Source organism: Lysinibacillus cavernae (assembly GCF_009724685.1).
Taxonomy (GTDB): Bacteria; Bacillota; Bacilli; order Bacillales_A; family Planococcaceae; genus Lysinibacillus; species Lysinibacillus cavernae.
In genome coordinates this window covers 429,357-452,029 of sequence record NZ_WMEF01000003.1, presented here as the reverse complement: position 1 = coordinate 452,029, position 22,673 = coordinate 429,357, and the positions used below count along the sequence as shown (strand labels likewise).

The following is a 22,673-nucleotide window of genomic DNA, read 5'->3' as shown; positions in this document are numbered from 1 at the left end:
AAAGAACAACGTGAGGTGAGGCATTCATGAAAAAACAGTTAGTTAATATGAAGGGAACGAAGGACGGTTTTGTACTGCGTCTAGACGATCAATGTTCATACGGTGAATTAGTAGAAGAGTTAAAGAAAAAGGTTCTAGAGGGCGGTATCGATGGAAAAGTAGATGTACAATTATACTTAGGCTATCGATACTGTACCGAAGAACAGATGAATGAACTTATAAAAATTGTAGAAGAAACCGAGCAACTTTTTGTATCGAAGGTGCAAAGTGAAGTACTGACTATCCATGAAAGCAACCAGAAAATGATTGAAAGCCAACAAGATACATATATAGGTGTGGTCAGGTCAGGACAAGTTTTACGTTCGTCAGGTGACATTATCATCGTAGGAAATGTAAATCCAAACGGTCGTGTAGAGGCTGGTGGTAATGTATATATCCTAGGCAGACTCAAAGGGATTGTACATGCTGGTGTGCAAGGCAATAAAGAAGCAATCATTGCAGCATCTAGATTTGAAGCCACCCATATCATGATTGCCGATCAAGTTCAAGCAATGTCGGATGAACATGTAAAAGCGGTTAATCAAGCAGAAATGACTTGTGCATTTATTGGCTACGATGGACGCATTACGTACGATCAAATTCATGCCTTAAAAAATATTCGACCATTGTTAAATGTGTCTAAGGGAGGAAGCTAGTGTGGGAGAAGCGATCGTCATAACTTCAGGTAAAGGCGGTGTCGGTAAAACAACGACAACGGCTAACCTTGGGACTGCATTGGCTCTACAAGGTAAAAAAATATGTTTAGTTGATACAGATATAGGCCTGCGTAATTTAGATGTAATTTTAGGCCTAGAAAATCGTATCATTTATGACCTAGTTGATGTGGTGGAAGGACGCTGTAAAATCCATCAAGCATTGATTAAGGATAAGCGCGTAGATGAGAAACTATTTTTATTACCTGCTGCTCAAACAACAGACAAAAACGCTGTTACCCCTGAGCAAATGAAGAGCTTAGTAGAGGAATTGAAAAGGGATTATGATTATGTATTAATTGATTGCCCTGCTGGTATTGAACAAGGCTATCGTAATGCTGTAGCTGGTGCAGATCATGCGATTGTTGTGACAACACCTGAAATTTCAGCTGTTCGTGATGCAGATCGTATTATCGGCTTACTTGAGCAGGAAGAGATTACAGCACCTAAACTCATCATTAATCGTATTCGACAACATATGATGAAAAGCGGTGACACATTGGATGTGAATGAAATCACTACCCATCTATCTATTGATCTATTAGGGATTATTGTAGATAGTGAAGGCGTCATCTCATCTTCCAATAAAGGTGAACCAATCGTCATGGATCCTTCCAATAAAGCATCATTAGGCTATCGAAATATTGCGCGTCGTATTCTTGGTGAGTCGGTGCCACTGATGGCTATTCAAGACGAACAAAGAGGTATGTTTTCAAAACTTAAAGCGTTATTCTCAAGATAAATTAAAACCTTTTCGTGCAATTGTACGAGAAGGTTTTTTCTTGTGCATGTTTGGACATGCAATCTCATATAGTGTGGAAAAAAGGATGAGAGCTTGTTTAAAAAATGGAAATGGTTCGTCACGATACTACTTGTGGCAGCGATCATGCTTGTAATTCGTTTAGAGGATCAAGGCGTAGTGGATACGCCTGTTCGAAAGCTTGTGACAACCTCTGCAGATTTAACGTATTTAAGTGAGCTCGGACAAAGTTGGTTTGAAAAAGAAAAAGAGACTATCATGGTATCGAGTGATGTAGGGCAAGCAGATCTTTTAACTTTTGCTAATGCTCAAGTTTTTAAAGAAGGCTACTTATTGCAGTATGATGTTGGTTTACCGATTTATGCTGGTCAAAATGGGTTAGTTGTTTTTACTGGCCATACAAAGTATACGGGTAAGACCATGACCATCAGTTATGAGGATGGTACAACCGTATCGTATGGTATGTTGGATAGCTTAGCTCAGCTACCTTATACTTCAATTCAAGCAAATGATTTAATTGGCATGAAAGAAGCTGGTCAACTTTATATGTCCATTGAAAATGGAGATACTCATTATGATTTAGAGCAAATCGTACAATGGCTTGAAACGATGGAGACCAATGAGGATTAAATTACATCTTCTGTGCATCCCTCTTGTATTTGTCATGATTTTCAGTGGACAATTAGCTTATTATGCCATCATTTTATTTTCACTATTGTGGCACGAGGTAGGTCACTTAGTAGCTGCAGTACTGTGTGGAGTAAAGGTGAAATCATGCGTTATTACGCCATATGGGGGAGAAATTCAATTTGAAAATCCAGCGGTTGTGCAAGCGTCGTCACTCCTATGGATTGCATTAGGAGGACCAATCGCTACCACTATTGGGATTGGCCTCGCTTTTTTTATGCCTGGACTACTGTCCACTAAGCTTATTAGTGTACAACTAGTGTTACTGGCTGTAAATATAGTGCCCATCATACCGTTAGATGGTGGAAGGATATTTTTAGCCTGGTTATTTTTAAACTATCCGAGAGCGCAAGTGATCGAGATTTATTATTGGCTGTCCTTCATCATTGCCACTATACTATTGCTCGTCACTTTCAATTTTTTACCGCAATCTATTTTTTTAGCAATCATTAATTTATTTATTTGGCTTCAAGCATTGAAAGAATGGCGTTATCGAAAATATCGAATAGCTTTTGAAAAATATGTTATGAATAGATTGACTTAAAAAAAACGGTGTGGTAATATTTTAATGTTATTGTTTGTAGCACCCGTGCTACTACAACCGCTCTGGGAAGGTTTAAGTATCTAATAAGATCACCTTATTAAACAGGCGAGTCTGAGTCTAAGAGGAGGTGCAGTAAAATGTACGCAATTATTGAAACTGGTGGTAAACAAATCAAAGTAGAAGCTGGTCAAGAAATCTATGTTGAAAAATTAGGTGTAGAAGCTGACGAGGTTGTAACTTTTGATAAAGTTTTATTCGTAGGTGGCGAAAACGTTAAAGTTGGAGCTCCATTCGTAGATGGCGCTACTGTAACAGCTAAAGTTGTTAAAGAAGGCCGTGCGAAAAAAATCGTTGTTTTCAAATTGAAAGCTAAAAAGAACTACCGTCGTAAACAAGGTCACCGTCAACCTTACACAAAATTAGTTGTTGAAGCAATCAACGCTTAATTGTGAGGTGTAGCGAATGATACAAGTTACGATTCATCACGATGAAAATAGACATGTGTCAGCATTCGAATATTCAGGACATGCTGGTTACGATGAATCTGGTAAAGATTTAGTATGTGCTGGAGCATCTACTATTGCCATTGGTACAGTAAATGCTATCTATGCATTATTACAAATTCAACCAGAAATCGAACAAGCTGCTGAAGGTGGAGGCTATCTTAAGGTAGATTTACCATCAGATTTAGAGCCTGAGGTAGATGCAAAACTACAGTTAATTGTCCAAGTAATGACTGCCCAAGTGTATTCTATGGTGCAAAATTATGGACAATACATCCAAATCAACTACAACCAAGTAGGAGGTGGAACTCGATGAAATTATTATTAGCATTAGATCTTCAACTTTTTGCATCGAAAAAAGGGGTAGGTTCTACAAAAAACGGACGTGACTCAGAGTCTAAACGTCTTGGTGCTAAACGTGCTGATGGCCAATTCGTAACTGGTGGTTCAATTCTTTACCGTCAACGCGGTACAAAAATTTACCCTGGTACAAACGTAGGTCGCGGTGGTGACGATACACTATTTGCTAAAGTTGACGGCGTTGTTAAATTCGAACGCTTAGGTCGCGATCGCAAACAAGTATCTGTATACCCAACAACACAAGAAGCTTAATCTTTTATAAGATAACATAAAGCGGAGGACTGCATTTATTGCAGTCCTTTTTTTGGCTAAATTAATTACGCCTCGGCATAATTGATTAAAGAATTAAGGGAAAAATAGAGCAAAACTTGTTATACTAGTAAGGATAACTTTATTGGAGTGAATGGGATGAACAATCAATCACTAACCATTAGTGAAGTATTACGTTTTGCAAATCATGATTATGTGAATCAACTGCAACTGATTCGCATGAATTTAGATTTAGGTAGAATTGATGAATCAAAGAAACTTATTCAACATTATTCAGAACAATTACGAGTGTTTTCTATTCTCAATCGACTACAACTACCACAAACAATTGAATGGTTACAAACAGCAGGATGGCGTTATCCATCATTAGAATGGAAACTAAGCTGTGAGATAAAGAAGCCTATGATCCACGATATTGATCAGGAAATTGTAGATTATTTAAACAAAACAGTTATGCATGTTTATGATACATTAGATCCATTTACAGAGCAGGTCCTAACGCTTGATGTACGTGTTGACGATCATACATTTGCCGTGACATTCACGCTAAATGGGTTATGGAGTGCTGATGCATTCACCGAAAAAGGTTTGAAACAATTCGACATTCAAACAATTGAGCAGACGAATACATGCTGGCAATATGTCTTGAGTGCAAATAGGGAGTGAACTAAATGTTTGTCGATCACGTGAAGATTTATGTAAAAGGTGGCGACGGTGGCGACGGGATGGTTGCCTTCCGCCGAGAAAAATATGTACCAAATGGTGGTCCAGCTGGTGGAGATGGCGGACATGGAGGTAACGTAGTATTTGAAGTAGAAGAGGGTTTACGTACGTTAATGGATTTCCGCTATAAACGCCATTTTAAAGCACCTCGTGGTGAGCATGGTATGAGTAAAGGCATGCATGGTAAAAATGCGGAGGATTTAATTGTTAAAGTACCACCAGGCACAGTGGTGATGAATGAAGAAACAAATGCAGTTATTGCCGACTTAGTAGAACATGGTCAAAGAGCAGTTATTGCGAAAGCAGGCCGAGGTGGACGAGGAAATTCTCGTTTTGCCACTCCAGCAAACCCAGCGCCAGAACTTTCTGAAAAAGGTGAGCCAGGACAAGATTTAAATGTTATATTAGAGTTAAAAGTTTTAGCAGATGTAGGGTTAGTAGGTTTCCCAAGTGTTGGTAAATCGACGCTATTATCTGTTGTTTCTGCTGCCAAGCCAAAAATTGGTGCTTATCATTTTACAACAATCGTGCCGAATTTAGGGATGATTGAAACGGATGACCATCGTAGTTTTGCAATGGCGGATTTACCTGGGCTTATTGAAGGGGCTCATGAAGGGGTAGGATTAGGTCATCAGTTTTTACGACATATTGAACGTACACGCGTTATCGTCCATGTCATTGATATGTCAGGAATGGAAGGCCGTGATCCATACGAAGATTATTTAACAATTAATGAAGAGTTAAAACAATATAATCTTCGTTTAACAGAGCGACCACAAATTATTGTAGCTAATAAAATGGATATGCCAGATGCACAAGAAAACTTAGAGGAATTCCGCAAAAAAGTGGGAGAAGATATACAGATTTTCCCGATTTCTGCAGTTTCACGCCAAGGTTTAAAAGAGTTACTGTTTGCCATTGCTGATTTACTAGAAGTAACACCTGAATTCCTTCTATATGATGATGTAGAGGAGCAATCAGACGCAACAGTAATGTACAAACATGAAGCGAAAGGCGAAGAATTTGAAATTACTCGTGATGATGATGGTACATTTATCATTAGTGGTTATGCAATTGAACGCCTATTTAAAATGACAGACTTTAGCCGTGAGGATGGTATTCGTCGTTTCGCTCGTCAATTGCGTGCTATGGGCGTGGACGAGGCTCTCCGTGAACGTGGAGCGCAGGATGGCGATACAGTACGTCTACAAGAGTTTGAATTTGAATTTGTCGATTAAGACATGAGTTTTAGGGGGAAGCGTATGAAGAATGTTGCGAATCAGCGATATTATTTAGTTCGTGAGGATGTTTTAACGGATGCAATGCAAAAAACTTTGGAAGCGAAACACTTACTATCAAGTGGTTCAGTATCTTCCATTTGGGATGCGGTAAAGCAGGTGGATTTATCGCGAAGTGCGTTTTACAAATATCGTGATGCTGTATTTCCTTTTCATTCAATTGTGCAGGAACGCATTTTAACAGTCTTTTTACAGCTTCAAGACAGAAAAGGAACACTTGCTAAGCTTTTAGAAACTGTGACCATTACACATTGTAATGTATTGACGATTCATCAAACAATCCCTATTCAGGGACGTGCCAATGTCACATTATCATTAGATGTAACAAGCATGACGTGTGATCTTGATGACCTCATCCAGCAATTAAAGCGCTTAGATTTTGTAGAATCAGCGGAAGTAATTAGTTCGGGTGCGTTATAGTCACAGCGTAGTGTTCAATCCTTTAATTTTTGACAAAAATGACAATCATCGTGTTTCATAGGCCCAATGGGTATGAATGCGGTAACAAAGCTCAAAAAAGGAGCTGTCCCAACAGTGAACTAACACGAGGGACTGCTCCTTATTGTGCATAAAGGAGGTATTTGCAATGACAAAGCAACTATGGGAAAATCGAATTGCCTATTTAGGACCAGAAGCATCATTTACATATTTAGCAACAAAGGCTACTTTTCCAAATGAGTGGCTTGTACCGTGTGCAACGATTCCAGAATGTATTGAAGCAGTAGCAGAGGGAAAAGTAGATCTAGCCGTTGTACCGCTAGAAAATGCGTTAGAAGGTTCTGTAACGTTAACATTAGATTACTTATTCCATGAGGCAACACTTTATGTGACAGGTGAACTATTGCTTAAAATTCAACAGCATTTAATGGTCAATAAAGCACAAAAGGATCATTGGCAGTCAATCGAAGGTGTTTATTCCCATCCACATGCGCTAGCTCAATGTCACAAATATTTATTTTATCGTTTCAGTCATGTGCCATTACATCAAACAACTTCAACAGCAGCTGCGGCGAAATATGTATCAGAAAATCCAGAAGAATGTATAGCGGCAGTCGGAAATGCAGCCGCAGCCGAAAAATACGGACTTGACATAGTTGAGTCGAATATACATGATTTTCATTTTAACCATACACGTTTCTTTGTGCTGTCCAAGCAAAATAAACGATTGCCACAAGAGCTATCAGAAGGGCAAGCCAAAACAACATTTATGATTACATTACCGACTGATCGTTCAGGTGCTTTACATCAGGTGCTTTCTGTTTTTGCATGGCGCCAACTGAATTTAAGTAAAATTGAATCACGCCCACTTAAAACAGGATTAGGTGATTATTTCTTTATGATTGATGTATTAGCAGATGAAAAAGAACCGATGATGCGTGGAGCAATGGAAGAATTAGCTGCGCTAGGTTACAAGGTAAAGTCACTTGGTACATACTTTACTTATCTAACACCTGACGAGGGATAACTGTAAGGAGGTATTGTGATGGGTGGAATCATATTATTTGATGGCGTCTGTAATTTTTGTGATAGCACTGTTCAATTTATTATCAAACATGATCGAGCTGGTTATTTTCAATTTGCATCACTTCAAAGTGATGTCGGCCAAGCACTCCTCGCACAGTACAATATACCAAAGAATATAGATAGTGTGATTCTCATTGAACAAGGGAAAGCATCGATTGAATCTGCTGCAGCATTAAAAATATGCAGGAAATTGGATAGGCTGTGGCCTTGCTTCTATGTCCTCATCCTTGTGCCTCCATTTATCCGTAATGCGCTCTATCGACAATTTGCCAAGCACCGCTATCGTTTATTTGGTCAGAAACAACAATGTCTATTGCCTACACCTTCACAACGGCAAAGGTTTCTCTCCTGATAAGATAGAATTACTTGCGCTTGAGGGCACAATACTCGTAACAGACAACAAAGCACCGTATGGAGTTATTTTTCTTACGGTGCTTTTGTTATTTATTGGTCTGTCACTAAATAGCCCTTTTTGTGTAAAGCTTGCTCAATTAACGTTAATACCTCTACAGAAGGTGCCGTGATCACATGCAGATGGATGCCACCAGTGAGAGCGGATAAATAATTTGCCTGTGTATCATTGACACGTTCGATAAATTGTTTCACCTCATGGCGGTTTGACACCATGATAGAAGCAGTTAGTTCACCGTATATAGGATGCTCAACAATGACATTTTTCACTGTACCACCGCAATCTACAATCGTCATTAATTCGTCTTCAGTTTGATCTGAGGTATGCAAGCAAGGTAGTGTGCGTTCAACAGTTTGCTGTAATTGTTCCTGATGCATGTAAAGGTAACCTTGGCTTGTTGCAATAATGGGCTCATTTCTTGCCTTTAATAAAGTCATATCATTGACGATAACTTGTCTAGAAACATTGGCGAATTTAGCCAAATCTGTTCCGGTTATAGGTGCTTTATTTTTTTTTAATTGCGCTAATAGTTGCAGTCGGCGTTCTTCGCCTAACATTTTTTTCATAAGAGTTCACCCCTGCTCGTAATAAAGGAATCCGTATTCCTTATAAATTAGTGTACCATGAAGCATTTCTAACTTGCTGAAATTTTTGTATCCAAATGAAACATTGAACATATGATACGTAGAGAGGAAGGGAGGAAAAAATTGCGTATTCATATTGTTCAAAAGGGAGACACATTGTGGAAGATTGCGAAAGAGTACGGCATCTCGTTTGAAGATTTGAAGCGGCTCAATGTCCATCTTGCCAACCCAGATTATATTGTCCCAGGCATGGAAATTATATTGCCTGAAAAAATAAACAAAGAGCCGCATAGAGAGTCACATAAAGAAATGCCGAAAAAGGAAACACAAGTGCATAAGGAGACACCGACAAAGGAAAGCCCTAAAAAAGAGGTGCAGCGACCGATGCCACCACCGCAAATTGTACCACCAGCTCCTATGCCAATGCCAGAACCACAAATGATTCCGATACCAATACCGATGCCAATGCCGATGCAGATGCCACAACAACCGATGTGGGTACCGCAGCCTGTGGAAATGAATTGGCACCAACAAGTGGTCATGCCACAAATAGAACAAACAGTCACACCACCACCAGTGCAAATACAACCAGCACCGCCACCACCACCACCACCTGTAGCTAAACCGAAGCCAATGCCAATGCCACACCCAGCACCACAACAACCACCAATGCATATCATGCCACAAATGCCTGTTGTACCACATTGCTCTAGTTGCCACCAGCCGATCTATCATCATCAAATGTGGTGGCCAATGCCAATGCAACCACAGGTCGAGCATTATACGATGCCACAACAACCAATGTCCTGTGATATGCCGGATCATAAAGTTGGAGGGATGGAAGACTTTTTAGAGTCCACATCACCGTTCTTCCATACACATGATCATCAAATGAAGCCACAATATGATATGATGCCTGATATGAACATGGGTCAATCATGTGGCTGTGGTACACAACCGATGATGATGCCTGACATGAACATGGGTCAATCATGTGGCTGTAATACACAACCAATGATGATGCCAACTTGGCAAATGGATCCTTGTCATTGTCCGCCGCCCCCATGTCCGACACATTGTCCACCACCATGTCCATCGAATGTAGGACCATGGATGTCACCGCACTATTTCCCAGGCGGGATGACGCCTTATCGATGGTGAAAAAGCGTATATTGTGGAAGAGGTAAAGTCAAATATTTGGAAATATAAGTATCAATCGAATCATTATTTTGTCAAACGAGCGAAGCAAGTGGAAATTGCGGAGAAGGTGAGAACTATTCATCGCCAGTTAGGACGTATGGAGCCTTCTCTTATCTTACCTTTAGTCCAGAGTGATGATGAGCAGTTAATTGTGCAAGTATGGCAAGAAGGAAGCCACGGTGCTAACTTTGCACATAAAAAAGATCGCAAGGAATCTCTGGAGTTATTAATAGCTTTACATGACACACATAAAAAAATTGCTTGGCAGCGAGTGTCGGGCTTGCATACCTATTCACAGCTTTTAAAATGGCAAATGCGTCATATGCGTTTTAAAAGTAGAAGAAATGAGATTCGAACATTTTTAACGAAAGAGGAAATCGATCAAATCGTGCATTATAGTGAAAAATCACTACAGCTGATTGCGATGGAGGATGCACCAGAAAAAGAGATTACACTATTACATGGGGATGTTGTTCATCATAACTTTTTATGGTGCTCTGATGGATTATTACGTTTAATAGATTTTGATTTAGCGCACCTTGGTGAAGCAGATGACGAATATATTTTATGGTTGCATCGCGTATTGCCTGCTGTCGATTATGATATTGGCAAGGTTTTCGCAGAGTTACCTGAGCTAAAGCGATTGGATAAAAGAAAACTCCATCGTTTGAAATATCCGAATGAGTTATTACGTGAATGGCTTTTTGCAGTGGATTTACCATTAGAGCAACAGCTAGTATTTTTAGATTATTTAGTGCCATTTACAAAACGAGCCCTCACCTATTGGCCAAAACTGTGGTACGATATTGATAGATTTGTAAAGAAATGACCGTCATTTGACGGTCATTTTTGTCTGTGAACGCTGCATTTGACTTTACTTTTTGTCGAGCATTCGTTCGCTATATGCTATAATCGAAGACGATGATTGTGAGGGAATATAGATGTATGATTATTTAAAAGGACAAATTACTCGTATTACACCTGAATTTATTGTGCTAGAACAACAGGGCATTGGCTGGCAACTAAATACACCCAATCCGTTTGCGTTTCGAACATCTGCCCTTGGACAACAGATTTATGTTCATTTGCATGTACGAGAGGATGCCCAAGTATTATATGGTTTCCCTAATTTAGATCAACGTGAGCTATTCCGTAAGCTAATTTTAGTGTCTGGAATAGGACCAAAAGGGGCACTAGCAATTTTAGCTACTGGCAACCCGCAACAGGTTATTAGTGCAATCGAACGGGAAGACGAAGCGTTTCTAGTAAAGTTCCCTGGAGTCGGAAAAAAAACCGCTCGTCAAATGATACTAGATTTGAAGGGCAAGCTAGGCTCGTTATTAGATACAATTGAGTTACCTAGTACAGAAGATGAGCTACCGTTGTTCGGTGTTAACCCATATAAACATGAACTAGAAGAAGCAATACTTGCCTTAATGGCACTTGGTTATTCTGAAAAAGAGCTCGGAAAAATTCGTCCACAACTTGAAGACAATGATAAGCTTGAAACGACAGATGCCTTTATGAAACAAGCACTGCAACTACTTCTAAAATTAAAATAAGGAAAGGAGGGAAGGTGCATGTCTGAACGTATGATGGCAAGTGAGGCAGGTAGCTATGATGAGCAATTTGAATTATCTTTACGTCCTCAAAGGTTAGCGCAGTATATTGGGCAACATAAAGTAAAGGAAAATTTACAAATATTCATTGAAGCAGCAAAGCTTCGTCAAGAAAGTTTAGATCATGTGCTGTTATATGGACCTCCGGGACTTGGTAAAACGACATTAGCTGCTGTTATAGCTAATGAGATGAATGTCAATGTGCGCATGACAAGTGGTCCTGCGATTGAACGTCCAGGAGATTTAGCAGCTATTTTAAGTTCACTAGAGCCTGGAGACGTTTTATTTATTGATGAAATTCATCGACTCCCCCGTGCCATAGAAGAAGTGTTATATCCAGCAATGGAGGACTTCTGTTTAGATATTGTGGTTGGGAAAGGTCCTGAAGCACGTTCTGTCCGACTTGATTTGCCTCCCTTTACCCTTGTAGGTGCTACAACAAGAGCTGGCGCCTTATCAGCCCCTTTAAGGGATCGCTTTGGTGTTTTACTACGTTTAGAGTATTATGATGATCGTTCACTGGCTGAAATTGTTGTTCGAAGTGCCCAGTTATTTGATGTAGAAATTGAGCAAGTAGCCGCACAGGAAATAGCAAGACGTTCACGTGGAACACCTCGAATAGCTAATCGTCTATTGAAACGAGTACGAGATTATGCACAAGTGCTTGGAGATGGTATGATAACGGAGGGTCTTGCACAGCAAGCGTTAGAACTGTTACAAGTCGACCCTAGAGGACTTGATCATATTGACCATAAACTTGTAACCAACATGATTGAGCGCTTCCAAGGAGGTCCAGTGGGCTTAGATACACTTGCTGCATCGATTGGTGAGGAACGGGTTACGATAGAGGATGTATACGAGCCTTATTTGATGCAAATTGGCCTTATTCAACGTACACCACGAGGAAGAGTAGCCACACATTTAGCCTACGAACATTTTGGATATGAGTATCCCCAACAAACATAAAGAAGGAAGTTTTTTTCATGCGTGTAGAAGATTTTGATTTTGAATTACCAGAGGAGCTTATTGCTCAAACGCCGCTAGTCGATCGTACTGCGAGTCGATTAATGGTCGTGACACCTGGCTCCAATGAAGTAGAGCACCACCATTTTGCTCATGTTTTAGATGAGCTACATGCTGGGGATTGTCTTGTACTTAATGATACAAGAGTCTTACCTGCTCGCTTAATGGGTGTGAAAGAAGAAACAGGCGCACATATAGAAGTATTGTTATTAAAGCAATTAGCTGGTACAGATGAGTGGGAAACACTTGTAAAACCAGCAAAGCGTGTCAAAGTAGGGACAGTCATCACATTTGGTGATGGTTTATTAACAGCTACTTGTACAGGTGAGCTTGAACATGGAGGACGTACATTCGAATTTCATTACGATGGAATTTTTTATGAAATATTAGAGCAACTTGGTGAAATGCCTTTACCTCCGTATATTCGTGAAAAACTAGAGGACAAGGATCGCTACCAAACGGTTTATGCCAAAGAGCGTGGCTCAGCTGCAGCTCCAACAGCAGGACTGCATTTCACGGAGCAATTATTAGAGCAGGTAAAAGCTAAAGGTGTTGAAGTGGTCTTTATCACATTACATGTGGGTCTTGGCACTTTCCGCCCTGTCAGTGTAGATTCTATTGAAAACCACGAAATGCATGCTGAATTCTATAGTGTTACTGAAGAAGCAGCAGATACGATTAATCGAGTAAAGCGTAACGGTGGTAAGGTGATAGCTGTTGGAACAACCTCTACACGTACTTTGGAGACGATTGGCTCTAAATATGAGGGTGAGGTGCGAGCGGAACAAGGGTGGACGTCTATTTTTATTTATCCAGGCTACAACTTTACAGTGGTGGATGGTTTAATCACAAACTTCCATTTACCAAAATCAACCCTTGTGATGCTTGTTAGTACGCTAGCTACGCGAGAATCAATTTTAAGCGCCTATCAGCAAGCTGTAGAGGAAAAATATCGCTTCTTTAGTTTTGGCGATGCGATGTTTATACGTCCGAAAAAATAATAGAGGATAAAATCGGAGTACTGTTTTTACTTCAGATAAGAGAGGATTTTTAAGTTTATGACACAACCAGCAATTCGCTATGAATTACTTCATACTTGTAAACAAACAGGAGCGCGTCTTGGCATCGTGCATACACCGCACGGCTCCTTTGAAACACCAGCATTTATGCCTGTTGGGACACAAGCAACGGTTAAAACGATGTCACCAGAGGAATTAAAAGAAATGAATGCAGGTATCATTCTGTCCAATACGTACCATTTATGGCTTCGTCCGGGCAATGATATTGTCAAGGAAGCAGGCGGACTGCATAAATTTATGAACTGGGATCGTCCCATTTTAACGGATTCAGGTGGTTTCCAAGTATTCTCACTAAGTCATTTCCGTAAAATTGAGGAAGAAGGCGTTCATTTCCGTAATCATCTAAATGGGGATAAATTATTTTTAAGTCCAGAAAAGGCAATGGAAATTCAAAATGATTTAGGTTCTGACATTATGATGGCGTTCGATGAATGTCCACCATATCCAGCGACGTATGACTATATGCTGCAATCAGTAGATCGTACAACACGTTGGGCAAAACGCTGTAAAGAAGCACATAAACGTACAGAAGAGCAAGGGTTATTTGGTATCATCCAAGGCGGAGAATACGAGGAATTACGCCGTCGTTCAGCAGAAGCATTAGTGGAGTTAGATTTCCCAGGCTACGCTATTGGAGGACTATCTGTTGGTGAACCGAAAGATGTAATGAACCGAGTTTTAGAATTCACGACGCCTATGATGCCTGCAGATAAACCACGTTATTTAATGGGTGTTGGCTCACCGGATTCTTTAATCGATGGGGCAATTCGTGGCATTGATATGTTTGACTGTGTGTTGCCAACACGTATTGCACGTAATGGTACACTGATGACATCTGAAGGACGTCTAGTAGTGAAGAATGCAAAATATGCCCGTGACTTTGGTCCAATCGATCCAAATTGTGATTGCTATACATGTAAAAACTATTCACGTGCCTATATTCGTCACCTTATTCGCACGGAAGAAACGTTCGGAATTCGTTTAACATCTTACCATAACCTACACTTCCTATTGAAGCTAATGGAGCAAGTACGTGAGGCAATTCGTCAAGACCGCCTTGGTGATTTCAAAGAAGAATTTTTCGAAAAATATGGCTTCAATGGACCAAACGCAAAGAACTTCTAATCATTACGCATCGGCGTCATTGCAGCTGACATTTTGCTTTCGCGCAAATAAACAATGCGTACAGGTTTTTTCGAGAATGCTTTAACAGTTCCTTTTCAAAGATAAAAAAGGACATTTGGCACTCCCTAATGTCCTTTTACAATGGCAATAGCTTTGCAAAAACATTCAAATCTTTGTAAAAAGTGAATATTTCTAGCAAAATATTGTCAATCATAGAAAAAATAATTAGCAATAGAGAAAATTTTTGGGCTTGCCCATCGCTTTTTATTGCTGGAATGGTCTATACTAAAAAAGTGAGATTTGGAAAGGGGGCAAGATGTATTATGGATCAATTATTAGGATTAGCACCAATATTATTAATGTTCGTTGCAATGTGGTTTATCTTAATCCGCCCAGCTAAAAAAAGACAGCAGCAAACACAAAATATGCAAAGTAGTTTGCAACGTGGAGATAAAGTCATTACAATCGGTGGTCTACATGGTGTCATTGATGCTATTGAGGACACTGCAATAACATTGAAAATCGCTGACAATGTTCGTGTGAAATTTGATCGTCAAGCAATTGGACGAGTTGTCAATGACAATTAGTAACTAAAGAGAAAAGGCTTACAATAGGCAATAGCTATGTTGTAAGTCTTTTTCAATTTTCGATGAAAGCAGTAAGAGAAACATTACCTCTTCATTGATGTTACTTTCGAGCTTACCTTTTTTATTTTTATGAATGAACTCCGTACCAGTATTAAGTCCGCTTACAGTAGGTCACAGTTTAGCATTTGCTCTTTGTTATTGTGTACGAACAAGTAGAGACTATTCCTTTAATGAGCGGAATGTTGTTGGCAACATATTGTATAAAAAACAATAAGTAAGGTCACCTTGATAGTATGGGGGTGTTTTTTATGGAAGAATATTTCCATATAATTTTTAGAACTTGTTTTTTATATGTGTTTATCATCATCGTATTCCGCTTAATGGGTAAACGAGAAGTAGGTGAATTATCGGTCATCGATTTGGTTGTTTTCGTGTTAATTGCAGAAGTTGCTGCTTTTGCGCTAGATGATTTTAAAAATCCTCTCTTTAATGCCATACTACCCATTATCATTTTGCTCTTTATTCAAATATTAAGTGCTTTTTTATCGTTGAAGTACAAGAGAATACGTGATTTAGTCGATGGTGACCCAGCTTTATTAGTAAAAGACGGTGTTATTTTAGAGAGTGAAATGCGAAAACACCGCTATAATTTAGATGATTTATGTCAGCAATTACGAGAAAATGGCATTGCCTCTGTGACAGATGTTGCATTTGCATATTTAGAGCCGTCAGGCAATCTTTCCGTCTACAAAAAAGATGAAAAAGCCTTTGTCTATCCACTGATTATCGACGGTGATATTCAGGAAAGGCATTTAATAACCATGCATAAAGATGTGGAATGGTTAATGGGTGAGCTTGCTAAAAATAATATTACTAACAGTGAAACGGTATTTTTTTGTATTTGGGAAGACAATAAGCTACACATCCAATTAAAAGAATCTTAAACCTTCTTCGCTAATTTTTTAATGTAGCGGAAATCTGTGATTCGTAGCTGATTGGTAACTAATAAAAATGAAAAAAGTAAAAATAATGTGACACAGCTGCTCAAAATAAATGGTAGTGACAGTATGGGCATGAGAAAATACTGTGCTACGCAAACAGCGATAAAGCAACTATAAGGTACGACAAACATTCTGAAGCCTGCACGCAAGTTTTTCCGTTGTCTAACTGTTGCGATATGCAAGAAGGATGTCAGTAAAACGCCAAAGCCGATTGCTACAACAGCTCCTTTTTCCTGTATGCCAGGTTGAGAGGCTAGTACAAACATCACAAATAATTTACCGAGTCCACCATAGATGGAGTTCATCATAGCCGCTCTAGCTTCACCAATTGCCTGCAATATGGAGTGAAGAGGGCTTTGAATATAATAAAAATAAAAAATAGGGGCTAAAATTTTTACGTACCCACGATTTTCATCTAAATGGAAGAGCTTCATGGCTAATTCATCACCATGTACAAAGAAATACGTAGCAGCAAAGCACCCTACTAAGGAAGATAATCTTAAGGAGACCGAAATTCGCTCCTGTAACAGCGGGATGTGCTGCCGAGCGACGGCATCACTAACAGCTGGAATTAGCACAATTGATAAGGCTGTTGACACAAACGCTGGAAATAACAGTAATGGCACTAAAACACCAGAGATGACACCATATAAAATAGTAGCAGCAGAAGCGGTTAAACCTGCCACTGTTAAAGCTTTTAAAAAGATAATAGGTTCTAAAAACCAAGTGAAAGAACCAAAAAGCTTACTGCCCGCAGAGGGAAGGGCAATACGCAGCATGGGCGATGCAGGGTAGCTTTCGATTTTCGTTTTACGCGTCAATAGTCTCTTCTTCGAAACGAAATAATGCAGCCATAAATAGAGGAATGCTACAACTTCTGCAAGAAGGGTAATACCCATTGCAGCAGCGGCTGTAACCGCAGCGTTATTATAGTTTGCCACATAAGGAAGCATTAATGTAATGAAGCTAATACGTACAACTTGCTCAATCATTTGTGCCCAAGCAGTTGGTGTAATTTTAGCCACACCTTGTAAATAAGCGCGTAATAGACCAGATCCAACTGACACTGGTACAGCGAAGAGTGCAATCCATAGCGTAAATGTTGTCTGTTCATTATGTAATAGCGTCGTCGAAATATATGGTATTGTGAGTGCAACAAGTGGCATAAAAACGATCATGCCAATGAAAGACCAAAGAATGGCAGTACGCATGACACCAAAGATACCATCACGTTTATTTTTTGCTAGTAATTCAGCCACTATTTTAGCTACAGCGATAGGTAGTCCAAGTTGAATGAGTGAGATGAAGAAAATAAAAGCTGGATAGACGGTCATATAAATGCCGACAGCCTCTTCACCAGCAATACGCATAAATTGCATTCTATAAAAGAAGCCAAAAAGTTTAGATAAAAAAATCACAAACATTAAAAATAATGTACCTCGTACAAAAGAACTCATGCCATCCGTCCCTTCTCAAGCCGCAAAAATTCATTTACACTATTTGTATGCAAACATGTCTTACGTTACGACTTTGATTGGAGATGATTCAAAATGAGTATGCAATATGAGCAACTATTTGAAAAAATTCGTCCGGCAATTGATAGTAAGATAGCAGAGTTCAGGCATTTTCAATACGATGCTATTACAGCGGAGGAACTTTGGCGCTACTGTATTGAAAAAAAATGGCGTAAAAAGAAAATCGAACAGCTACGTTTACACGAAGTTATTTCTACCATTTTTGCGGTATCACCATCAGATATCGTCTCATTTAATCAAGTAGAGTTTTTACAAAGTAATAATTGGTTTGAAGAAGTTAATACTGAAGAATTGCAATTACTCCTTGGTCCAGTCAGAACGTAATGAATAATGTGTCAAATTTTACAAGAATTCAAAGAATCCTATATGTGTTGAATTGACACCAAGCGCAACCTGTTTCATAATAAGTGTGTTGCGCTTTTTTTATTTTGAATGAGTTCTTACTTACATAAGTCTCCTATGCTTTTACTGGAGCTTGGAAGACTAGTACCTTATAATACAAAGATAAACTTGCGCGTTATGAACGATTGAAATAAGTAGAGCAACCTTTTTGGAACACAAGTAACACGATTCTAAAGGAAAAGGAGGATAAACGTTTCAAAAGGTATTGCTAGTTACTTGTTTGGCGTGTAAGGACAACCCTTACACCAATTCGAGGAGGATTTATTGATGAAACTAAAAAGTCGTATAGTTGCGTTCCTATTAATTCTAGTGCTTTTTGCAGCAGGAATTAGTACGACTGTAAGCGGCGTCTTAAAGGACATTAAGCTTGGTCTTGACTTACAAGGCGGGTTTGAAGTGCTTTACGAGGTAAAAGAATTAAAAGAAGGACAAAAAATCACACCAGAAATTGTCACTGCAACATCCACTGCACTTGGTGAACGTGTAAATACTATGGGGGTAAGTGAACCGAGTATTCAGGTTGAGGATAAAAATCGTATTCGAGTGCAATTAGCTGGTGTCGAGGATCAGGAATCAGCACGTGAGTTATTGTCAACTTCTGCGAATTTAACATTCCGTGATGTTGATGATAATTTATTATTGGATGGAGACGATTTGAAAGCAAACGGTGCTAAAGACTCCTTTGACCAACAAAATCGTCCAATTGTATCATTAACTTTAAAAGATGCGAAAAAATTTGCTGACATAACAAGTAAAATTGCTGCGAAACCTGCAGGGCAAAATTTACTGGTTGTATGGTTAGACTTTGAAGAGGGTGTCGATTCCTATAAAGCAGAGTCACAAAAAGCGAAGCCTCGCTATGCATCTGCAGCAACTGTTAATCAAACATTAAATACAACAGATGTTATGATTAGCGGTAATTTCTCTGTTGAAGAAACAAAAAATTTAGCAGATATTTTAAATGCTGGGGCATTACCTGTTAAACTTGATGAAATCTACTCAACTTCTGTGGGTGCTCAGTTTGGTGATGCAGCACTGAAAAGTACCATTTTTGCTGGTATTGTCGGCGTAGTAATTATTTTCTTATTTATGCTATTCTACTATCGTTTACCAGGCTTTATTTCCATCATTACACTGGCTGTTTTCACATTCCTAGTATTGGTGGTCTTTGACTGGATTAATGCGGTATTAACGCTTCCAGGTATTGCGGCCATTGTGCTTGGTATAGGGATGGCTGTAGATGCCAATATTCTAGCGGCAGAACGTATTCGTGAAGAGCTTCGAGTAGGCTATTCTGCTAAACAAGCCTTCCAAATTGGTTCTAAACAATCTTTATCAGCGATTATCGATGCACAGTTGACAACTTTATTAGCTGCAGCAGTACTGTTTCAATGGGGAACAAGCTCTGTTAAAGGTTTTGCGACAACATTAATTATTAGTATTTTATTGAGTTTCTTAACAGCAGTTTGGGGTTCTCGTGTCCTATTAGGGCTACTTGTTAATAGTGGCTATTTCAATAATCCAGCATGGTATGGTATTGCAAAATCAAAACAACATAATCTGGATGAAAATATTGGTGCATTAGATTTATCAACGAAATTTGATCGATTTGATTTTGTTCACAACCGTAAAAAATTCTATACGTTCTCATTAGCCATTTTAGTGGCTGGTTTAGTTGTTCTTGGTATTTTCCGTCTAAACCTAGGTATTGATTTCTCAAGCGGTACTCGTGTCCAAATTGAATCTGACCAAACCTTAACACAAGAAGAAGTATCCAAATATCTAGATAGCATCGACTTTTCATCAGAAGATATCATACTCTCAGGTGAGAAAAGTAATATAGCAGTTATTCGCTATAAAGATGACCTATCACAAGCAGATATTATAAAATTCAAAAAAGAAGCTGGCGAAAAATATGGCCATGAACCGGCTGTAAGTACCGTATCACCTACAGTTGGTAAGGAACTTGTGAAAAATGCCATTAAGGCATTGTCTCTCGCAGCAATAGGGATTATCATCTATGTGGCAATTCGCTTTGAATGGCGCATGGGTATTGGTGCAATCGTTTCATTATTGCATGACGTATTCCTAATTGTTGCTGTCTTTAGCTTCATGCGTTTAGAAGTGGATATTACGTTTATTGCGGCTGTTTTAACCATTGTTGGTTACTCCATCAATGATACGATTGTTACCTTTGACCGTATGCGTGAAAACTTAGATCGTTATGATACCATTAATGACCGTGAAGTATTGGCTAATATTGTGAATAAATCGTTACGCCAAACAATGGGACGTTCTGTTAATACAGTATTAACTGTTATTATCGTTGTTGTAGCCCTATTAATTTTTGGCGCACCATCTATTCAAAACTTCTCCATCGCTTTATTGATTGGTTTAATTACAGGTATGTATTCTTCAATCTGTATTGCAGCTCAAATTTGGTATTCATTAAAAATTCGTGAAATGAAAAAATCAGATGGACAGCTACACAAGAAAGAGAAAAAACAATGGGGTACAGACGAACCTACTGTATAATTTAATAGCAGGGGTAGAAAACGAATTGTTTTCTACCCCTGCTTTTTATATTGCAAAAAAATCTGCTAGCTTTTATAAAAAGCAGCAGATTTTCTTATTTTATAATTTAAATTGCTGAAGTAATGCTTGTAGTTGCTGAGCATTCTGACTTAGTTCCTCAGCGACTGCGTTTACTTGCTGCATTGTCGCAACCTGTTCGTCGACAGATTCTGCAATGATTTGTGAGTTGCTAGCTGATTGATTCGAGACATTGGCTATTTCAGTGACTGAAGCTGCGACTTGCTCTGCACTTGCTGAAATCTCTTCTGATGTGGCAGAAATTTCTTCAATTTGCTCCGTAAAGACTGCAACTGCTGAGGTGATGGAGTAGAACGCATCTCCTGCCTCATGTATTTTAGTCACACCGTCCTGTACAGAAGCTAAGCCGTTATCGACAGCAGCTGCAACATTGCGAGTATCTGTCAGGATGTCTTTTGTTATCGCTACAATTTGACTAGCGGATTGATTTGATTCCTCTGCAAGTTTACGTACTTCATCAGCTACTACCGCAAAGCCCTTACCGTGTTCTCCAGCTCTTGCTGCTTCAATTGCAGCATTGAGTGCCAGTAGATTTGTTTGTTCTGAAATAGCTGTAATGACTGTTGTAATTTGCCCGATTTCCTCAGATTGCTTACTTAGTTTTTGAGTCAAAGTAGCAATTTCCGAAGTAGCCACTGAAATCATATCCATTTGTTCTTTCGCTGTTGTGATCGTTGTTCCTCCTGTATGGGCAAGCTGTGTCATGCTCTCGGCATTGTGAGATAGACTTTGTGTCGCCTCTGCAATACGTTGGACACCTGCAGCCGTTTCATCCATAGCTACAGCACTTTGCTGAGAGGCACTAGCGGATGAGGTGATGTGTGTTGCGTTTTCTTGAATTCGTTGTGCAATATCATCGGATGTCGCAGTCACTTCCTCCGTACTTGCAGAAAGCTCTTCAGAGACAGCTGATAGGTGAGAAGCACTATCTTGGATGTTTGTTATTAATCCAGTAAGATTTTGTTTTAATGTATTGACCGCCACGGCAAGTGTGCCAATCTCATCCTTTGATCGATGTTCAAGTTCATCGAACGATAAATCCCCTTGTGCTAATGTATCTGCTGCACCAATTACCTTACGTAATGGCTGAACAATGGATCTTTTAACAAAATACATAAAGTATACTCCGACAACTACACTAGCAATGAGTAGACTAATGGAAATAAAGATAGCTCGTGAAACCGTTTGATTCACTTCCTGATCAACCTTTTTAAGCTGTTCATCATGGTAATTTAATAAATCAGTCGTCAACGTGAAAATTTCCTTATTATATTTTGTTACGTCATTATTTATGTAAGTGAGTGCTTCATCAACATTGCCATTATTAAATGCTTGAATGGCATTCTCTGAACTAGTGAGTAATTGGTTTTGTAATTCAGAGATCTGCTGCATAATACTTTTTGTATAATCAGAACGAACAATAGTAGAAAGCTCCTCGACCGTTTCTGGTAAAAGCTTTTCATAGCGCTCTAAATTTGCTTTAGTTGTTTCATCTTTACTATTTAAAATATAGGAGCGTAAAAATAAACCTTGCGACGCTAGCTCCTGTTGTATTTGCTCTGTTAATTGGATTTGCCCGATGCGATGGTTCAGCACTTCTTCCAAATCATTTTGGGTTGCTTTGAATTGAAGAAAGGACACAATACTTGAGATGAAGAGTAAACATGTTAAAGAAATGAAGCCGAGATTTAATTTTTTGCGAACGGACATATACGTTCCTACTTTCTTTAATTATATGGAAAAAATTAATGTTCTGAAATTACTATAACTTGATATATTTACATGGTCAATACTCAAGAAATATTCAATTGTAAGGAATCTATTTCCCTTTTAAGGTTTATTAAAAGGATAATATACCTAATTGCAATGTTTCTAAAAAAATATGAACTTCAACTTTTTCTTCAGAATTGATTGACAATTATATTGGTTTGGCATAGAATTAAGGCTAACTTTTTGTTCGGTCAAGGTAGAAGGCCTCGGGAGCGAGGTCAGCCTAAGAACAGATGAGCTGAGTTTAGATGAGAATAGCTGAGAAATTGTTGAATAAGAGTAGTAGCATAAGTGTGTAATTT

At 39.0% G+C, this 22,673-nt stretch carries 25 protein-coding genes and 2 other annotated features (1 of these 27 only partly in view); of the genes, 22 read left to right on the top strand and 3 right to left on the bottom strand.

The genetic code is table 11. The annotated features are described in order from the left end of the window. The first annotated feature begins 26 nt into the window (after positions 1-26). The 12 genes from minC (at position 27) to GJU32_RS09840 (ending at position 7,773) form a co-directional block, all read left to right on the top strand. Positions 27-695 carry a septum site-determining protein MinC gene (gene minC, locus GJU32_RS09895; protein ID WP_155591775.1) on the top strand — a complete coding sequence of 223 codons (669 nt, stop codon included), beginning with the start codon at positions 27-29 and terminating at the stop codon, positions 693-695. 1 nt (position 696) lies between these two features. Continuing rightward, positions 697-1,494 (top strand): septum site-determining protein MinD, encoded by a 798-nt coding sequence (minD, locus tag GJU32_RS09890; protein ID WP_155591774.1) that lies wholly within the window; start codon positions 697-699, stop codon positions 1,492-1,494. A 93-nt stretch (positions 1,495-1,587) separates the two neighbouring features. Continuing rightward, positions 1,588-2,142 carry a peptidoglycan DD-metalloendopeptidase family protein gene (locus tag GJU32_RS09885; protein WP_155591773.1) on the top strand — a complete coding sequence of 185 codons (555 nt, stop codon included), beginning with the start codon at positions 1,588-1,590 and terminating at the stop codon, positions 2,140-2,142. Beyond that, positions 2,132-2,743 carry a zinc metalloprotease gene (locus tag GJU32_RS09880; RefSeq protein ID WP_155591772.1) on the top strand — a complete coding sequence of 204 codons (612 nt, stop codon included), beginning with the start codon at positions 2,132-2,134 and terminating at the stop codon, positions 2,741-2,743. Before GJU32_RS09885 ends, GJU32_RS09880 begins: the two co-directional genes overlap by 11 nt. Positions 2,744-2,788: 45 nt before the next feature. After that, positions 2,789-2,866 (top strand) — a sequence feature (ribosomal protein L21 leader region). 14 nt (positions 2,867-2,880) lie between these two features. Beyond that, positions 2,881-3,189 carry a 50S ribosomal protein L21 gene (gene rplU, locus GJU32_RS09875; RefSeq protein ID WP_012295462.1) on the top strand — a complete coding sequence of 103 codons (309 nt, stop codon included), beginning with the start codon at positions 2,881-2,883 and terminating at the stop codon, positions 3,187-3,189. A 16-nt stretch (positions 3,190-3,205) separates the two neighbouring features. Further along, complete coding sequence (locus GJU32_RS09870; protein WP_155591771.1) at positions 3,206-3,562, top strand: ribosomal-processing cysteine protease Prp; 357 nt, start codon at positions 3,206-3,208, stop codon at positions 3,560-3,562. Beyond that, complete coding sequence (rpmA, locus tag GJU32_RS09865) at positions 3,559-3,858, top strand: 50S ribosomal protein L27 (RefSeq protein ID WP_016991892.1); 300 nt, start codon at positions 3,559-3,561, stop codon at positions 3,856-3,858. The genes GJU32_RS09870 and rpmA overlap by 4 nt, the downstream gene beginning before the upstream one ends. 156 nt (positions 3,859-4,014) lie before the next feature. Continuing rightward, positions 4,015-4,542 carry a Spo0B domain-containing protein gene (locus GJU32_RS09860; RefSeq protein WP_155591770.1) on the top strand — a complete coding sequence of 176 codons (528 nt, stop codon included), beginning with the start codon at positions 4,015-4,017 and terminating at the stop codon, positions 4,540-4,542. 5 nt (positions 4,543-4,547) lie between these two features. Then, complete coding sequence (gene obgE / locus GJU32_RS09855; RefSeq protein WP_155591769.1) at positions 4,548-5,837, top strand: GTPase ObgE; 1,290 nt, start codon at positions 4,548-4,550, stop codon at positions 5,835-5,837. A gap of 24 nt (positions 5,838-5,861) precedes the next feature. Continuing rightward, positions 5,862-6,317 (top strand): ACT domain-containing protein, encoded by a 456-nt coding sequence (locus GJU32_RS09850; protein WP_004226679.1) that lies wholly within the window; start codon positions 5,862-5,864, stop codon positions 6,315-6,317. A 166-nt stretch (positions 6,318-6,483) separates the two neighbouring features. After that, complete coding sequence (gene pheA / locus GJU32_RS09845) at positions 6,484-7,362, top strand: prephenate dehydratase (RefSeq protein ID WP_155591768.1); 879 nt, start codon at positions 6,484-6,486, stop codon at positions 7,360-7,362. 18 nt (positions 7,363-7,380) lie between these two features. Further along, positions 7,381-7,773 carry a thiol-disulfide oxidoreductase DCC family protein gene (locus GJU32_RS09840; RefSeq protein ID WP_155591767.1) on the top strand — a complete coding sequence of 131 codons (393 nt, stop codon included), beginning with the start codon at positions 7,381-7,383 and terminating at the stop codon, positions 7,771-7,773. A gap of 92 nt (positions 7,774-7,865) precedes the next feature. Here GJU32_RS09840 and GJU32_RS09835 read toward each other — a convergent pair whose 3' ends face one another. Beyond that, positions 7,866-8,399 carry a transcription repressor NadR gene (locus GJU32_RS09835; RefSeq protein ID WP_155591766.1) on the bottom strand — a complete coding sequence of 178 codons (534 nt, stop codon included), beginning with the start codon at positions 8,397-8,399 and terminating at the stop codon, positions 7,866-7,868. Positions 8,400-8,540: 141 nt separating this feature from the next. On the opposite strand from GJU32_RS09835, the gene GJU32_RS23585 reads away from it, so the two are divergent. From GJU32_RS23585 to GJU32_RS09795, 8 genes are all read left to right on the top strand, one after another. Further along, positions 8,541-9,578, top strand: a complete 1,038-nt coding sequence (locus GJU32_RS23585; protein ID WP_155591765.1) for a LysM peptidoglycan-binding domain-containing protein — start codon at positions 8,541-8,543, stop codon at positions 9,576-9,578. A 13-nt stretch (positions 9,579-9,591) separates the two neighbouring features. Next, on the top strand, positions 9,592-10,446 hold the full coding sequence (locus GJU32_RS09825) for a phosphotransferase (RefSeq protein WP_230875000.1): 855 nt from the start codon (positions 9,592-9,594) through the stop codon (positions 10,444-10,446). Between the two features lie 112 nt (positions 10,447-10,558). Beyond that, positions 10,559-11,179 (top strand): Holliday junction branch migration protein RuvA, encoded by a 621-nt coding sequence (gene ruvA, locus GJU32_RS09820; protein ID WP_155591764.1) that lies wholly within the window; start codon positions 10,559-10,561, stop codon positions 11,177-11,179. An 18-nt stretch (positions 11,180-11,197) separates the two neighbouring features. After that, positions 11,198-12,202 (top strand): Holliday junction branch migration DNA helicase RuvB, encoded by a 1,005-nt coding sequence (gene ruvB / locus GJU32_RS09815; protein ID WP_155591763.1) that lies wholly within the window; start codon positions 11,198-11,200, stop codon positions 12,200-12,202. Between the two features lie 17 nt (positions 12,203-12,219). After that, positions 12,220-13,260: a tRNA preQ1(34) S-adenosylmethionine ribosyltransferase-isomerase QueA gene (gene queA / locus GJU32_RS09810; protein ID WP_155591762.1), complete on the top strand. Its 1,041-nt coding sequence runs from the start codon at positions 12,220-12,222 to the stop codon at positions 13,258-13,260. Between the two features lie 57 nt (positions 13,261-13,317). Next, on the top strand, positions 13,318-14,463 hold the full coding sequence (tgt, locus tag GJU32_RS09805) for a tRNA guanosine(34) transglycosylase Tgt (RefSeq protein ID WP_155591761.1): 1,146 nt from the start codon (positions 13,318-13,320) through the stop codon (positions 14,461-14,463). 323 nt (positions 14,464-14,786) lie between these two features. Further along, positions 14,787-15,050 (top strand): preprotein translocase subunit YajC, encoded by a 264-nt coding sequence (yajC, locus tag GJU32_RS09800; protein WP_155591760.1) that lies wholly within the window; start codon positions 14,787-14,789, stop codon positions 15,048-15,050. 308 nt (positions 15,051-15,358) lie between these two features. Continuing rightward, positions 15,359-15,994, top strand: a complete 636-nt coding sequence (locus GJU32_RS09795; protein WP_155591759.1) for a DUF421 domain-containing protein — start codon at positions 15,359-15,361, stop codon at positions 15,992-15,994. Here the strand turns inward: GJU32_RS09795 and GJU32_RS09790 are convergent. Next, positions 15,991-17,508, bottom strand: coding sequence for a putative polysaccharide biosynthesis protein (locus GJU32_RS09790; RefSeq protein WP_155591758.1), 1,518 nt, complete (start codon positions 17,506-17,508; stop codon positions 15,991-15,993). The genes GJU32_RS09795 and GJU32_RS09790 overlap by 4 nt on opposite strands. A 93-nt stretch (positions 17,509-17,601) precedes the next feature. Between GJU32_RS09790 and GJU32_RS09785 the strand changes: the two genes are divergently transcribed. Together GJU32_RS09785 and secDF are read left to right on the top strand one after the other, a co-directional pair. Next, on the top strand, positions 17,602-17,910 hold the full coding sequence (locus GJU32_RS09785; protein WP_155591757.1) for a post-transcriptional regulator: 309 nt from the start codon (positions 17,602-17,604) through the stop codon (positions 17,908-17,910). Positions 17,911-18,255: 345 nt separating this feature from the next. Continuing rightward, complete coding sequence (gene secDF / locus GJU32_RS09780; RefSeq protein ID WP_155591756.1) at positions 18,256-20,523, top strand: protein translocase subunit SecDF; 2,268 nt, start codon at positions 18,256-18,258, stop codon at positions 20,521-20,523. A 99-nt stretch (positions 20,524-20,622) separates the two neighbouring features. On the opposite strand, the gene GJU32_RS09775 is transcribed toward secDF, so the two are convergent. Next, the gene (locus tag GJU32_RS09775; RefSeq protein WP_155591755.1) at positions 20,623-22,311 is read right to left on the bottom strand and encodes a methyl-accepting chemotaxis protein; all 1,689 of its coding nucleotides are present in this window, start codon (positions 22,309-22,311) and stop codon (positions 20,623-20,625) included. 320 nt (positions 22,312-22,631) lie between these two features. After that, positions 22,632-22,673: a binding site (T-box leader), on the top strand; it runs 207 nt beyond the window's last position.